This window comes from Mycobacterium colombiense CECT 3035 (assembly GCF_002105755.1).
GTDB classification, from domain to species: Bacteria; Actinomycetota; Actinomycetes; order Mycobacteriales; family Mycobacteriaceae; genus Mycobacterium; species Mycobacterium colombiense.
The window spans coordinates 2,607,080-2,620,751 of the sequence record NZ_CP020821.1 but is presented as its reverse complement, the minus strand read 5'-3'; the positions used below and the strand labels follow the sequence as shown (position 1 = coordinate 2,620,751).

General features: G+C 68.0%; 14 protein-coding genes. 8 read left to right on the top strand and 6 right to left on the bottom strand.

Annotation, left to right across the window (positions count from 1 at the left end; genetic code table 11):
- Positions 1–27 precede the first annotated feature (27 nt).
- Genes fabG through B9D87_RS11945 form a run of 5 tightly spaced genes read left to right on the top strand, consistent with a single transcriptional unit; the run spans position 28 to position 5,084 of the window.
- Positions 28–762, top strand: a complete 735-nt coding sequence (gene fabG / locus B9D87_RS11965) for a 3-oxoacyl-ACP reductase FabG (protein WP_040631249.1) — start codon at positions 28–30, stop codon at positions 760–762.
- Positions 759–1,979 (top strand): acetyl-CoA C-acetyltransferase, encoded by a 1,221-nt coding sequence (locus B9D87_RS11960; RefSeq protein WP_007773945.1) that lies wholly within the window; start codon positions 759–761, stop codon positions 1,977–1,979. The genes fabG and B9D87_RS11960 overlap by 4 nt, the downstream gene beginning before the upstream one ends.
- Positions 1,976–3,175: a CoA transferase gene (locus B9D87_RS11955; protein WP_007773947.1), complete on the top strand. Its 1,200-nt coding sequence runs from the start codon at positions 1,976–1,978 to the stop codon at positions 3,173–3,175. The genes B9D87_RS11960 and B9D87_RS11955 overlap by 4 nt, the downstream gene beginning before the upstream one ends.
- A 24-nt stretch (positions 3,176–3,199) precedes the next feature.
- Entirely contained in the window at positions 3,200–4,393 is a 1,194-nt protein-coding gene (locus B9D87_RS11950) for an acyl-CoA dehydrogenase family protein (protein ID WP_007773948.1), read from the top strand.
- Between the two features lie 4 nt (positions 4,394–4,397).
- Positions 4,398–5,084 (top strand): GntR family transcriptional regulator, encoded by a 687-nt coding sequence (locus B9D87_RS11945; protein WP_007773949.1) that lies wholly within the window; start codon positions 4,398–4,400, stop codon positions 5,082–5,084.
- On the opposite strand, the gene B9D87_RS11940 is transcribed toward B9D87_RS11945, so the two are convergent.
- A complete protein-coding gene (locus B9D87_RS11940) occupies positions 5,081–6,037 on the bottom strand; it encodes a GlxA family transcriptional regulator (protein ID WP_040631194.1) in 957 nt (318 codons plus the stop codon). The two genes, B9D87_RS11945 and B9D87_RS11940, sit on opposite strands and share 4 nt — an antisense overlap.
- A 75-nt stretch (positions 6,038–6,112) precedes the next feature.
- Between B9D87_RS11940 and B9D87_RS11935 the strand changes: the two genes are divergently transcribed.
- From B9D87_RS11935 to B9D87_RS11925, 3 genes are all read left to right on the top strand, one after another.
- On the top strand, positions 6,113–6,769 hold the full coding sequence (locus B9D87_RS11935) for a DJ-1/PfpI family protein (RefSeq protein ID WP_007773951.1): 657 nt from the start codon (positions 6,113–6,115) through the stop codon (positions 6,767–6,769).
- Position 6,770: 1 nt separating this feature from the next.
- Positions 6,771–7,079, top strand: a complete 309-nt coding sequence (locus B9D87_RS11930; protein WP_007773953.1) for a hypothetical protein — start codon at positions 6,771–6,773, stop codon at positions 7,077–7,079.
- Between the two features lie 74 nt (positions 7,080–7,153).
- Positions 7,154–7,516 carry an Rv1352/Rv1906c domain-containing protein gene (locus B9D87_RS11925; RefSeq protein ID WP_040631251.1) on the top strand — a complete coding sequence of 121 codons (363 nt, stop codon included), beginning with the start codon at positions 7,154–7,156 and terminating at the stop codon, positions 7,514–7,516.
- On the opposite strand, the gene B9D87_RS11920 is transcribed toward B9D87_RS11925, so the two are convergent.
- Genes B9D87_RS11920 through B9D87_RS11900 form a run of 5 tightly spaced genes read right to left on the bottom strand, consistent with a single transcriptional unit; the run spans position 7,513 to position 13,662 of the window.
- Positions 7,513–9,039, bottom strand: coding sequence for a class I adenylate-forming enzyme family protein (locus tag B9D87_RS11920; protein WP_007773955.1), 1,527 nt, complete (start codon positions 9,037–9,039; stop codon positions 7,513–7,515). The two genes, B9D87_RS11925 and B9D87_RS11920, sit on opposite strands and share 4 nt — an antisense overlap.
- Complete coding sequence (locus B9D87_RS11915; protein WP_007773957.1) at positions 9,032–10,600, bottom strand: class I adenylate-forming enzyme family protein; 1,569 nt, start codon at positions 10,598–10,600, stop codon at positions 9,032–9,034. Before B9D87_RS11915 ends, B9D87_RS11920 begins: the two co-directional genes overlap by 8 nt.
- Positions 10,590–12,059 (bottom strand): class I adenylate-forming enzyme family protein, encoded by a 1,470-nt coding sequence (locus B9D87_RS11910; RefSeq protein ID WP_007773959.1) that lies wholly within the window; start codon positions 12,057–12,059, stop codon positions 10,590–10,592. Before B9D87_RS11910 ends, B9D87_RS11915 begins: the two co-directional genes overlap by 11 nt.
- Positions 12,059–12,853, bottom strand: coding sequence for an enoyl-CoA hydratase/isomerase family protein (locus B9D87_RS11905; protein WP_007773964.1), 795 nt, complete (start codon positions 12,851–12,853; stop codon positions 12,059–12,061). Before B9D87_RS11905 ends, B9D87_RS11910 begins: the two co-directional genes overlap by 1 nt.
- On the bottom strand, positions 12,850–13,662 hold the full coding sequence (locus B9D87_RS11900) for an enoyl-CoA hydratase/isomerase family protein (protein WP_007773965.1): 813 nt from the start codon (positions 13,660–13,662) through the stop codon (positions 12,850–12,852). Before B9D87_RS11900 ends, B9D87_RS11905 begins: the two co-directional genes overlap by 4 nt.
- Between the last annotated feature and the right edge of the window lie 10 nt (positions 13,663–13,672).

The following is a 13,672-nucleotide window of genomic DNA, read 5'->3' as shown; positions in this document are numbered from 1 at the left end:
AGTGAAGGATGTGTGATCCAGTTGGCGATGTTGACAGGTCAGACCGCGGTAATCACGGGTGGAGCGCAGGGGCTGGGTCTGGCCATCGCGGAGCGCTTCGTCGCCGAGGGTGCGCGGGTCGTGCTCGGCGACGTCAACCTCGAGGAAACCCAAGTCGTGGCGAAGCAACTCGGTGGCGATGACGTCGCGGTCGCCGTTCGGTGCGATGTCACCCAGTCGTCGGACGTCGAAAATTTGATCCAGACAGCGGTCGAGCGTTTCGGCGGCCTGGACATCATGGTCAACAACGCCGGGATCACCCGCGACGCGACGATGCGCAAGATGACCGAGGAGCAATTCGATCAGGTGATCAATGTGCACCTGAAGGGGACGTGGAACGGAACCCGGCTGGCCGCCAACGTCATGCGCGAAAACAAGCGCGGCGCCATCATCAACATGTCCTCGGTGTCCGGGAAGGTCGGCATGATCGGCCAGACCAACTACTCCGCGGCCAAGGCCGGCATCGTCGGCATGACCAAAGCTGCCGCCAAGGAGTTGGCCTACCTGGGCGTCCGGGTGAACGCGATCGCGCCCGGCCTGATCCGCTCCGCCATGACGGAGGCCATGCCGCAGCGCATTTGGGATTCCAAGGTCGCCGAGGTGCCGTTGGGCCGGGCCGGTGAGCCCAGCGAGGTCGCCAGCGTGGCGCTGTTCCTGGCGTCGGATCTGTCGTCGTACATGACCGGTACCGTTATGGAAATCACCGGCGGCCGCCACCTATGAGTGCCGAGGCCGTCATCTGTGAGCCCGTTCGGACGCCGATCGGCCGCTACGGCGGAATGTTCAAGGCGTGCAGCGCCGTCGACCTCGGCGTCACCGCGCTCAAAGGGCTGCTGGAACGGACCGGGCTGGCGCCCGATGCCGTGCAGGACGTGATCCTGGGTCACTGCTATCCCAACAGCGATGCGCCCGCCATCGGGCGCGTGGTGGCGCTGGATTCCGGTCTGCCGGTGACGGTTCCGGGCATGCAGGTCGACCGGCGTTGCGGCTCGGGCCTGCAGGCGGTCATCCAAGCGTGCCTGCAGGTGGCGGCCGGGGCCAACGACCTCGTCGTCGCGGGCGGCTGCGAGAGCATGAGCAACGTCGCCTTCTACTCCACCGACATGCGCTGGGGCGGCGCCCGCACCGGTGTACAGGTGCACGACGGGCTGGCCCGGGGACGCACGACGGCCGGCGGCCGGAACTACCCGGTGCCGGGCGGGATGCTGGAGACGGCCGAGAATCTGCGCCGCCGGTACGGCATTTCGCGCCAGGAGCAGGACGAGCTCGCGGTGCGATCCCACCAGCGTGCGGTGGCCGCACAGAAGGACGGCGTCCTGGCCGAGGAGATCATCCCGGTCGCGGTGCCTACCCGGCACGGCGAGGAACTGATCGACACCGACGAACACCCGCGCGCCGACACCTCGGTCGAGTCGCTGGGCAAGCTCAAACCCGTTCTGCTGAAGGATGATCCGGAGGCAACTGTCACCGCCGGCAACGCCAGCGGGCAGAACGACGCGGCCTCGATGTGCGTGGTCACCACCCCGGAGAAGGCCGGCGAATACGGCCTGAAGCCGTTGGTGCGCCTGGTGTCATGGGGCGTGGCGGGGGTGGCACCCGACGTCATGGGCATCGGGCCGGTGCCCGCGACCGAGGTCGCGCTGGCCAGGGCGGGCCTGCAGCTTTCCGACATCGACCTCATCGAGCTCAACGAAGCCTTTGCCGCGCAAGCGCTTGCAGTGATGCGGGAGTGGAACTTCGGCGCGGCCGATCACGAGCGGACCAACGTGCACGGTTCCGGGATCTCGCTGGGCCACCCGGTGGGCGCGACGGGCGGCCGGATGCTGGCCACGCTGGCGCGCGAACTGCATCGCCGCGAGGCGCGCTACGGCCTGGAGACCATGTGCATCGGCGGCGGCCAGGGCCTGGCGGCCGTCTTCGAACGGGTCGCATCGCGATGACCGATTCGGCGTTGCCGCTGGAAGGCCTCACCGTCGTGGAGGTGTCGAGTTTCGTCGCCGCCCCGCTGTGCGGCATGACGCTGAGTCAGCTTGGCGCGGAAGTCATCCGCGTCGACCCGATCGGTGGCGCTTCCGATGTGCAACGGTGGCCATTGGCGGCGGATGGCACCTCGATCTATTGGACCGGCCTGAACAAGGGAAAGCGTTCGGCCACCATCGATCTGCGCTCTCCGGACGGCCAGGAACTGGTTCAGCGGCTGATCGTCGAGGGCGACGGCGTCGTGGTGACCAACGCCGCGGGGTTGTCCTGGCTTGGCCACGATGTGCTGGCGGCCAAGCGCCCCGACGTGATTCACGTTCAGTTACTCGGGCGCGGCGACGGTTCCACCGGAGTGGACTACACGGTGAACGCGGGTCTCGGCTATCCGCTCGTCACCGGTCCGGCCGAGCATGGCGGGGCGATCAATCACGTGCTCCCGGCCTGGGACGTGTGCTGCGGACTGTATGCAGCGCTGGCCGTCGTCACCGCCGTCCGCCGCCGCGAGCACTCCGGGACGGGAGCGCGGATCAGCCTGGCGTTGGAGGACGTCGCCCTGGCCACCGCGGCCAACCTGGGGCTGCTGACCGAACCGCAAGTCAATGGGACGCAACGCGAACGGCTGGGTAACGCGATCTACGGGCAGTACGGGCAGGACTTCGTCAGCAGCGACGGCGCCAGGTTCATGGTGGTCGCCTTGACCGGCAGGCACTTTCGCGACCTGCTCGCGGTGACGGGCACCGGCGCGGCGGTGTCGGCGCTCGCCGAGGCGCTGGGCGCCGATTTCGGCTCAGAGGGCGACCGCTACCGCTTCCGTGACGTGCTGTCGAGCCTGTTCGCCACCTGGTTCAGCGATCACACCGCCGACGAGATCGCCGCCGCGCTGTCCGCCACCACGGTGCTGTTCGAGCGGTACCGCACCTTCGCCGAGGTCGCGGCGGGGCCGAAAGTCACCGACAACCCGTTGTTTTCGCGGCTGCGGCAACCCGGGCTCGGCGAGTACTTCGCCCCGGGCCTGCCGGCCGCATTCGACGGCGCACATCCGGCCAGCGCGCCCGCGCCGGCCCTCGGCCAGGACACCGCCGACGTCCTCGCGCGTCTGGGGTTGCGCGCCGCCGACATCGAGCGCCTGACCCACGCCAACACCATCGCCTGCTGAGCGGCCGGAAGGGAAACACAGCACATGACCAAACTCGCCCAGACCCTGGGCTTGACCGAGGTGCAAACCGAGATCATCGCCACCGTAAGGAAATTCGTCGAGAAGGAAGTCATTCCGCACGCGGCCGAACTGGAACGCGGCGACACCTACCCGCAGGCGATCGTCGACCAGATGCGCGAGATGGGCCTGTTCGGCCTGATGATTCCGCAGGAGTACGGCGGGCTGGGTGAGTCCTTGTTGACCTACGCCCTGTGCGTCGAGGAGCTGGCGCGCGGCTGGATGAGCGTGTCCGGGGTGCTCAACACCCACTTCATCGTGGCCTACATGCTGCGCCAGCACGGCACCGAGGAGCAGAAGCAGCGGTTCCTGCCGCGGATGGCGGTCGGGGAGACCCGCGGCGCCTTCTCGATGTCCGAGCCGGAACTGGGTTCGGACGTGGCCGCGATCCGCACCCGGGCCCGGCGCAATGACGACGGCACGTACACGATCGACGGCCAGAAGATGTGGCTGACCAACGGCGCCACCTCCACGCTGGTGGCGGTGCTGGTGCGCACCGACGAAGGGTCGGACAAACCGCACCGCAACCTCACCGCGTTCCTCGTCGAGAAGCCGGTCGGATTCGGCGAAGTCGTTCCCGGCCTGCGCATTCCGGGCAAAATCGAGAAGCTGGGCTACAAGGGCATCGAAACGACGGAGATGATTTTCGACGGCTACCAGGCCGGTGCCGACGACGTGCTCGGCGGCACCACCGGCCGGGGCTTCTTCCAGATGATGGACGGCATCGAGGTCGGCCGCGTCAACGTGTCCGCGCGCGCCTGTGGCCTCGGCATTCGTGCCTTCGAGCTCGCGGTGCGCTACGCCCAACAACGCCAGACCTTCGGCAAGCCGATCGCCGAGCACCAGGCCATCGCGTTCCAGCTTGCCGAGATGGCGACGAAAGTCGAAGCGGCACACCTGATGATGGTCAACGCGGCTCGGCTGAAGGACTCCGGGGAGCGTAACGACGTCGCCGCCGGGATGGCCAAATACCTGTGCAGCGAGTACTGCACCGAGGTCACCCAGCAGAGCTTCCGGATCCACGGCGGCTACGGCTATTCCAAGGAATACGAAATCGAGCGGCTGATGCGCGACGCGCCCTTCCTGCTGATCGGTGAGGGCACCAGCGAGATCCAGAAGAACATCATCAGCAAGCGACTGCTCGCCGAGTATCAGGTGTAAGCGGATGAGCGTGCCGGAATTCGCTGCGCGGCCTCAACTTTCCGAGGACGTCGCGCGGATCATCCGTGGGCGGATATTCGACGGGGCGTACGCCGCCGGATCGTACGTCCGGTTGGACCAACTGGCCGCGGAGCTGGGTATCAGCGTCACACCCGTGCGTGAGGCGCTGTTCGCGCTGTGCGCCGAAGGCCTGATCAACCAGCAGCCGCGCCGGGGTTTCGTGGTGCTGCCGGTCACCGGACGCGACGTCACCGACGTGGCGAACGTGCAGGCGCACGTGGGTGGCGAGTTGGCGGCGCGGGCGGCGCTCAACATTACCGATGACCAACTCCACCAGCTCAAGGAGATCCAGGCCCAGCTGGAGGACGCCTATGCCGGCGATGATCACGAGCGTACGGTGCGGCTGAACCACGAGTTCCACCGCGCCATCAACGTCGCGGCGGACTCGCCCAAGCTCGCTCAGCTGATGTCGCAGATCACCCGTTACGCCCCCGAATCGGTGTTTCCCGCAATCCGGGGCTGGCCCGAGCAATCGATGCAGGACCATCGGCGGATCCTGTCCGCGCTGAAAAAGCACGACGACAAGCTCGCCCGCGCGGCGATGTCCGAACACCTTGCCGCCGGCGCGGTGCCCTTGATCGATCACCTGGTGGCGCGCGGGGTGGTCGCCGACGAGAGCCCTCTGACCTAGTCGCGCCCGCGGGTGCCCTGGTCACGAAACGTGTGCCGATAAGTCTGCGGTGACACTCCCGCCAGTCGGCGAAACTGCTCACGGAAGTTTGCCGACGACGCGAAACCCGTTTTGCGAGCGATGGTTTCGATGCTGTCGGCGGTGCTCTCCAGGAGCTGCTGCGCGTGCCTGATCCGGACGTTGTTGACCCACTGCATGGGGGTGTGGCCGGTCTCGTTCTTGAACCGGCGGTTGATCGTCCGCTCGCTGCTGGACGCCTGGCGCGCGATGTCGCGCAGTGTCAGCGGCAGGTGCGCGTTGTTCTCGATCCAGACCAATACGTCGTCCAGCTCGGTGTTGGACATCCGGCGATTGCGGATGATGAATTGTGCCTGGCCGCCGCTGCGGTGCAGCGGGGTCACGGCCAGCCGGGCCGCGTCGGCGGCCGCGGCCGAACCATAGTCGCGGGCGACCATGTGCAGGCACAGATCCAGTCCGGCGGATGCCCCGGCCGAGGTGAGCACGTGGCCCTCGTCGACGTACAGCGCGTCGGCATCGAGCCGGACGGTCGGATAGCGCGCCGCGAACAGTTCCGCCGCGACCCAGTGAGTGGTTGCCCGTTTGCCGTCGAGAATGCCCGCAGCGGCCACGGTGAAGGCGCCGCTACAAATGGAAGCGATTCGAATGCCGTTGCGGTAGGCGGACTTCAGCGCGGCAATCACGTCGTCGTGAACCGGCGCCGCGACGTCGTTGCGGCCGGGCACCACGATGGTGTGCGCCGCGGCGAGCTCGTCCAGCCCATGGTCCGTCGCGATCCCGATCGGCCCGGCCGCCACAAGAGGTTCGCAGCCACACACGCGCACCCGGTAGCCGGGCCTTCCGTCGGCGAGCCGGACACGGCCGAACACCTCGATCGCCATGGCGAGATCGAACGCGATGACATCCGGCTCGGCCAGGATCGCGACGGCGTGCATGGCTTGGCAATATACCGGTGGAAGGTGGCAATCCAGCCACTGGTGTGATGCGCGGCGGCCGGTGACCATGGCCGAGTGCATGCGCAAATCGTTCTGTACGACGGGTTCGACCCGTTCGACGTCATCGCGCCCTTCGAAGTCCTCGCCGCCGGCAGCGAAATGGTCTCGGGCGACCTCGCGGTGACGTTGGTGGCGGCCGAAGGACCGCGCGCCGTGACCAGCGGCACGCGGGGTCTCGCGTTGACCGCCACCGCCCGGCTCGATCCGTCCGAGCCGGGCTGCGTGGTCGTGCCCGGCGCCAGTGGGCCCACCGTCGGTGACCCCGATGACGGGGTCGAGACCATCCCGGTGTTGTTGGGCCGAGCCGCTCACAGCGAGCTGACTCCGCTGTTGCACAAAGCATTCGGCAACGCGGACATGACGGTGGCAGCGGTGTGCGGTGGCTCCATCGTCATGGCGATGTCGGGGCTCATCGAAGGGCGGCGCGCGGCGACGCACCACCTGGGTCTGGACCTGCTGGAGGCGGCGGGCGTGCATCCGGTGGCGGCCCGCGTCGTCGACGATGGGGACCTGGTCACGGCGGGTGGCGTCACCTCGGGACTCGACCTGGGCCTGCATCTGCTCGACCGCTTCTACGGCCCGCGAATCGCCCATGCCGTCGAGCAACTCTTCGAATACGAGCGGCGCGGCACGGTGTGGCGGCCCGTCGGCCGCGAACCGGTGGAGGTTTAGGTTGAGCATCGAAGGTCACTGGGACGTGACGATCAAAACCCCGATCGGCACCTTGCCGGTGCTGTACGCGTTCACCCGATCGCGGGACGGGGTCGTCGGCACGGCGACCTACAAGGACGAAACAGTTGCGTTGCAACATGTTACGTCCGAAACAGCCGACGGCGGCACTCGCCTCACGTGGCGACAGTCGGTGACCAGGCCCATGCGCCTGAACCTCGATTTCGACGTCGTGGTGCGGGGTGACGCCCTGAGCGGGCATTCGCGCGCGGGCCGGCTGCCACGTTCGGCGGTAACCGGGACTCGTCGCTAGCCGGCGCCATCTCTTGTCGCACAGCGACGTTGGGCATACGCTGCCAGGGGAGGGCCACGGACGGAGTGAAGAAGATGCCCGCAATGCTTCGCGCATCGGCCCTACTCGTTGCGACCGTGACGGCGATCGCCGCCGCGCCGACGGTCGTCGCCGACCCGGTCGACCCGATACCCGGCAATGGTGTCTTCGTCGTCGGCCCCGACATCGCACCGGGTCTGTACCGAACGGCCGGCTCGGCGTCGACCTTCGGGGTCTGGATCAACAACGTGCCGACCCAGGACTCGATGTGCGCGTGGTTCACCTACAGCACGCCCGACGCGAACAAGGACCATGTGGTCCAGACGAACATGTCCGTGGGTCCGATGTTCGCGAACATCAACACCACGGTCAAGGCGTTCGAGTCGCAGAACTGCCAGCCGTGGACGCGGGTGTCCTAGGGCGGGGCCGCGTCGATCAACATCTCGCGCAGCCGGCGGACGTCGACCTTGCCGGTTCCGCCGCGCGGAACGTCGTCGTCGGAGTCCAGCAGTAACCACACGGTCGGGACCTTGAAGGCGCTCAACACACTTCGAGCACGGGCGCGCAGCTGCTCGGCGGTCAGCGTGCGGCACACCACCGCAGCCCCGACGCGTTCCCCCGAGCCGCCCGCAACGTTGGTGACGACGGCGTAGTCGACGCCGTCGATCGTGCGCAGCGCCCGCTCGACCTCGCTGGGGTAGACGGTCGCACCGCTGACTTTGAACATGTCGTCGGATCGTCCGTGATAGAACAGGAATCCGTCGTCGTCGAGGTGGCCGAGGTCACCGGTGGGGTAGAAGCCGTCGGCGGTGAAAAGGTCTTCGCGGGTGCGCCCGCAGATGCCGCGCAGCGTGTGCGGTCCGCGGATGTGGATCATCCCGGTGGCTCCCGATTCGACGGGCGCGCCGCTGTCGACGTCGACGATGCGGACCTCCATGCCGGGGAATGGTTTTCCGCAACTGCCCCACGCCGACGCGGGCATGTCGGTATCGGCGGGATAACCGCAGTACGGGCCGAAGGCCTCGGTCATGCCGAACAGCGTCGCCCGCGCGCCGGGCCGGGCCCGCTGCCCGGGCGGCAGCAGCGCCTGCAGGCTTCCCGCCTGTAGGGCCGACAGGTCGGCGCCGACATCGGCGGCGTGCCGTGCCAATGCCTCGGCCTGATCCGGCCAGCCCCGAAACAGTGTCACCCGTTCGTCTTCCAGCAATTTCAGGGTCGCCTCGGGCCGGGGGATCTCCTCGGTCACCAGGGTGGCGCCGGCCAGCAGGGCCGAGAGTATTCCGCTGCCGAAGCCGCCCACCCAGAAGAAGGGCATCGGCAGATACAGGCGGGTCCGGGCGGTGATGCACCGCGCCGCGAGGCCCGACCGCACGGCGCCCAACGCGTTGCCGTGCGAGTGGATGACTCCCTTGGGGGATCCGCTGCTGCCCGAGGTGAACATGATCACCAAGGGGTCGGCGGGCGCGACGGTCGCCGTCATGGGGTCGACGATCCTGCGGGCCTGTTCGCTCGCCACGGCGTTATCGAGCCGGTCGACCGGCCAAACGTTGCGTAACGCGGGAAGTTCGGTTCCTCGCATCGTCGCGAGGTCATCCAGGTAGCGGTGGCCGCGGAATTCCCCGACGCTGACCAGGAACTGCACCGCGGCCGCCCGCAGCTGTGCGGCGAGCTCGGCGGCCGTCAGCAGGGTGCTCAGCGGCACCAGCACGGCGCCGATCCGGGTCACGGCGATGGCGACCTGCACCCAGCGGGTGCTGTTGGGCATGATGAGTCCCACCCGGGTGCCCTTGCCCACGCCCGCGTCGACGAAGGCGGCAGCCAGATCCCTTGTGGTGGAGTCGAGTTCGCGGTAGTTGAGCCGGGAGGTGGGATCGATCACCATCGGCGCGTCGCCGTCGCGGTCGGCCCGCAACCGCACCAGCTGGTCGATGGTGTCAGGCATCGAACAGCTCCCTGAGCCGCCGCATGTCGACCTTGCCACTGGACAGCAGCGGAACCTCGGAGCTGCGAAGGGCGACGAACCGCTTGGGAACCTTGTAGGCGGACAGCTCCGGTTTGAGCAGCGCGACCAGCGCGGCTTCGTCGAAATCCGCGGCACCGTCCGGCTGGACGACCACCGCGGCGACGAGCTGACCGCGCCGGGCGTCGGGAAGGCCGATCACATAAGCCGGCGCCCCGTCGGTGACCCTGCTGATGGTCTTCTCCACTTCGGCCGCCGAGACATTGGCGCCCGCCGTTTTGATCATCGCGCCGCGTCGGCCGGCGAAGTAGACGAATCCGTCGGCGTCGAAGCGCACCAAGTCGCCGCTGTGGAACCAGCCGTCGGCATCGAAACACTCCTCCCGGCTGCGTTTGTAGTACCGCTGCATCAGGTATGGCCCGCGCAGGCACAGTTCACCGACCTCGCCGACCGGCACGTCGATCCCGGTGTCGGGATCGACGACCTTGGTCTCGAATCCCGGTGCCGGCCTGCCGAACGAGCCGCGCCGGCGCTCGGGTTGGTCGGATTCGTCATCGCCGATCAGCACGACGCTGCCGGCCTCGGTCATGCCCAGCATGTTGTGCCGGAGTTCCGGGTCGGCCGGGCGGGCGTCGGGAGCCATGATCGGGTACAAGTTGCCGCGCCGCATCGACGACAGGTCGCGTCGGGGAAAGCTGGGGTGGTCGGCCAGGTGGGCGATTGCGGCCGCGAATCCGTTGGTGGCGGTTGGCTTTTCGGCCTCCAGCAGATCGAGCGTCACGCCCGCATCGGTGGCGTTGGAACACACCAGGGTCGATCCGGCCAGCAAGGTCGCCAGCACGCCGAACGCGAGCCCGCCGATCCAGAAGAACGGCGAGTTGCAGAACAGCCTGTCGTCGGCCGTCAGGCCGCGGATGCCATTGAGGTTCCGCTGATGCGCGAGCAGGCCGCCGTGCGTGTGCACCGCGCCTTTCGGGGTGCTGGTGGAGCCCGACGTGTACACGATCGCCAGCGGATCACACTCCGCGACATCATCTTCCAGCGCGGCCAGCAGCGCCGGATCGACGGTGCCCGCCAGCCGATACACCGGCTCGTGGGTGATCGCCACGTGGCGCAGCTGCGGTGCCGCGGCACACAGCAATCGGGAACCGATGTCGACGCCGGCGACGATTTCGGACAGTCGTTGCGCGTAATCGTGAGATCGAAACGACGTGGCGGTCAACAGGATTTGCACATCGCTGTCGACCAGTTGCTCGCGCAGCTCGCGGGCGGTAACGAAGGTCGAGATCGGCACCACCACGGCACCGATTCGCGCCGCGGCCAGCATCCCGGCGATGAACTCGGGCCCGTTCGGATACAGCAGCCCCACATGGGTTCCCTTGCCGGCGCCGAGCGCGATCAGCCCGCGCGCGAGTTCCGCCGACCGGACTTCGGCCTCGGCGTAGCTGATCCGGTCGGCATCACAGACCAGAATCGGGTGATCGCCGCGTAAACGGGCTTGCCGCCGCAGCAGCCCGGCGACCGTCAGGGGATCATCGGGCATGGTCGCGCTGCACCGCGGACTCGCGGAAGAAGCCCCGGATCGCACCCAGATCGGCCTTCCCCGACGGTGTTCGGGGGATGGCGTCGACGATCGCGATTTCGGTGGGTATCTCGTAGCGGGCCAGCCGCTCTCGCAGGTACTGCACCAGCGCGCCGGCATCGGCGTGGGCGCGTTCGCGTAGCTCAACCATGGCGACCGGTGTCTCGCCGAGCCGCTCGTCGGGCCGGGCGATCACGGCCGCCCCGGCCACCGCCGGGTGGCTCTCCAGTGCGGCGCGAACGTCGTCGGGCATCACCTTGAAACCGCCGCGGATGATCGCCTGGTCGGCGCGACCGACGATCCAGAGAAACCCGTCGGCGTCGATCCGCGCCATGTCCGTGGTTCGCATCCATTGCGCGGCGGGGCCCAGCTGGCCCGGCTTGACCTCCAGCAGGCCGACTTCGTCTGGGCCCAGGGGTGTTCCGTCCTCGGCGACCACCCTGAGCTGAGCGCCCGGATTGGCCCGACCGACGCTGCCGCGTTTGGCCTGCCAGTGCCGCTGGTAGTCGGCCAGGGTCCAGCCCGCCACGCCCCCGCCGAATTCGGTTGCCGCATAAGACGTCAGCACCGGAACGCCGTACTTCTCGGTGAAGGCGTCGGCATCCTCGGCCGACAGCGGCGCGGTGCCGCAGGTGACGGCACGCAGGCTCTGCAGGTCGGCGCGGGGAACATCGGAGTGCAAGACGGTGCGCAGGGCGGCCGGTACCAGCGACGCCGCGCGGGGCCGATGCCTGCGTACCGCCTCGGCCCACACGTTGAGTTCGAATCGTTCCAGCAGCACGAACGGTCGCGCCTCGGCGATGCATTGCAGCACCCGGAACACGCCGCCGATGTGCACCAGCGGTGAATTCACGATCGCGACGCCGCGGCGCAGCTGTTGAGGCGGCGCGGTGTGGTCGGGATCCGGCCCCAGCACGCTGCGGGCCAGCATGTCGTAGCCCAGATCGATTCGCTTGGGCGGGCCCGTCGTGCCACTGGTCAGCATGCGCACCGCGACACCGGACGGCGAAGCGGCGTGGCCGGCGGGGGCCGCGCAGTCGCCGGCGCCGTCCAGCAGGCCCGAAATCGCGAATGTCGGTGTGCCGGCGGCGACCAGCTTCGTCAGATCGTCAGCCTCGCCGACGATCACGGGAAGCTGGAGTCTCGCGATGTCGCTCTTGGTGCGCTCGTCACCGCGGGACGGGTTGATGACCACGACGGTTCCGCCGCCCAGCAGCACGCCAAGGAACGCGGCGACGTGTCCCGGCCGGTTGCGCAACAGCATCCCGACCTCGGCTCCGGCGGTGGCATCGGCGATGCGTTGCGCCGATGCGGCGACCTGGCCCCAGGAGATCCATTGGCCGCCATACTCGATCGCGTGCGCGTCCGGCTCCAGGTCGAGCACGTCGGCGATGCGTTGAACCAGAGGGTGACGCGGCATCAGCGAATCTTCGGTCTACTCGCCGGGCCCGGTGCTTGGGAATCGCTTCGAGCGGCCAGCTCGGCGGTGCCCAGCGGATTGCCCAGCCGGGTGTAGATCAGGTTCTGCTCCATGGCGGCGCGGTACGGCTTGTCCAGCGACTCCCAAATCGCTTTGACGGTGCCCGCGGTCGCGGTTGGTGGCTTGGCGGCGATGGTCGCCGCGATCTCGTGGGCGCGGTTCCACAGCTGGGCGGTGGCGACGACCTCGGAGACCAGTCCGATCCGCAGGGCCGTGTCGGCGCTGACGCGTTCGTCGTTGCCCATCAGCGCGATGCGCAATGTTTCGCCCAGGCCGATCCGCCGCATCAGGCCGATCGGCTCCAATGCGCAGACCAGGCCTGCCGACACGTGAGAGTCGAAGAACGTGGCGTCTTCTGCGCAGATGACCACGTCGGACTCGTTGACGAAGTAGAACGCGCCCGCGGTGCACATGCCCTGGACCGCGCACACCACGGGTTTCCACATCTTCTGCCACTTGGGGCTCAGCAGCTCCCCGGGATCCTCGTGGTTCCAGATGTTTTCGGGCTGGCCGTACGGGGTCTTGATGTCAAGCCCGGCGCTGAACGCCCGGTCGCCGGCGGCGCGCAGCACCACGGCGTGCACCGACTCGTCGAGTTTGACCGTGCGCCAGGCGCGGGCCATCTCCTCGCACATGGTGCGGTTGAACGCGTTCAGCTGATCGGGACGGTTCAGCGTGATGGTGGCGACGTGGCTGTCCGCGTCGACGTCGAGCAGGATGGTTTCGAAGCTCATCGGCACTGCCAGTTCGGTTTGCGCTTCTCGACGAACGCCCTGGGACCTTCGGCGGCGTCCTCGGTGCGCAGCACGCGTTCGCGGAAGGTCTCGGCGAGGATCTCCGCCTCGTGCAGCGGCACGTTCAGGCCCTTGAGGATTGCCAGTCTGGTGCCCCGAACGGCCAGCGGCGCATTGGAATTGACGATGTCGGCGATCTCGTGAGCCCGTTCCAGCAGGCGGTCGTGCTCGACGATCTCGCTGATCAGCCCGAGCTCGTAGGCGCGCTCAGCCCCCATCCGCTCGTGCTTGCCCATCAAGGCCATTCGCAGTGCGATCGAGCGGGGCAACACCCGAGACACCCGCACCAGTTCCCGGCCGGCCACCAGCCCGATGCTGACGTGCGGATCGAAGAAGGTCGCCTGCTCGGAAGCGATGACGATGTCGGTCGTCGTGACCCAGTCCATGCCGGCGCCGCAGCAGATTCCGTTCACGGCGGTCAGCACGGGCTTGGCCATGGTGCGAAACGGCGGCGTGCCCTCCTGCGGCGCCTCCCACTGGTCGTACGTCGACAGGTACGGCCGCTCGTAGATCACCTTGCCGTCTTCGGGAATCTCTTTGACGTCGGCGCCGGTGCAGAACGCGCGGCCGGTGCCGGTCACGATGGTCAGCCACACGTTGTCGTCGTTTTCGGCCTCGTCGTAGGCGGCTCGCAGCTCGGTGATCATGTGCGGGCTGAGCGCATTGAGGGCATCCGGGCGGTTCAGCGTGATGGTCGCGGTGTGGCGAGCGACTTCGTACTTGATCGTGTCGAACGAATCAGTGGGCATTGATCATCCC

Excerpts from the sequence above, each read along its gene's own strand:
- B9D87_RS11915 (WP_007773957.1), bottom strand. The coding sequence starts at position 10,600 with ATGCCCGATGATCCCCTGACGGTCGCCGGGCTGCTGCGGCGGCAAGCC.
- B9D87_RS11940 (WP_040631194.1), bottom strand. The coding sequence starts at position 6,037 with ATGCACGCCGTCGCGATCCTGGCCGAGCCGGATGTCATCGCGTTCGAT.
- B9D87_RS11950 (WP_007773948.1), top strand. The coding sequence starts at position 3,200 with ATGACCAAACTCGCCCAGACCCTGGGCTTGACCGAGGTGCAAACCGAG.
- B9D87_RS11920 (WP_007773955.1), bottom strand. The coding sequence starts at position 9,039 with ATGCCTGACACCATCGACCAGCTGGTGCGGTTGCGGGCCGACCGCGAC.
- B9D87_RS11955 (WP_007773947.1), top strand. The coding sequence starts at position 1,976 with ATGACCGATTCGGCGTTGCCGCTGGAAGGCCTCACCGTCGTGGAGGTG.
- B9D87_RS11910 (WP_007773959.1), bottom strand. The coding sequence starts at position 12,059 with ATGCCGCGTCACCCTCTGGTTCAACGCATCGCCGACGTGCTCGACCTG.
- B9D87_RS11945 (WP_007773949.1), top strand. The coding sequence starts at position 4,398 with ATGAGCGTGCCGGAATTCGCTGCGCGGCCTCAACTTTCCGAGGACGTC.
- B9D87_RS11960 (WP_007773945.1), top strand. The coding sequence starts at position 759 with ATGAGTGCCGAGGCCGTCATCTGTGAGCCCGTTCGGACGCCGATCGGC.
- B9D87_RS11900 (WP_007773965.1), bottom strand. The coding sequence starts at position 13,662 with ATGCCCACTGATTCGTTCGACACGATCAAGTACGAAGTCGCTCGCCAC.
- fabG (WP_040631249.1), top strand. The coding sequence starts at position 28 with ATGTTGACAGGTCAGACCGCGGTAATCACGGGTGGAGCGCAGGGGCTG.
- B9D87_RS11905 (WP_007773964.1), bottom strand. The coding sequence starts at position 12,853 with ATGAGCTTCGAAACCATCCTGCTCGACGTCGACGCGGACAGCCACGTC.
- B9D87_RS11925 (WP_040631251.1), top strand. The coding sequence starts at position 7,154 with ATGCCCGCAATGCTTCGCGCATCGGCCCTACTCGTTGCGACCGTGACG.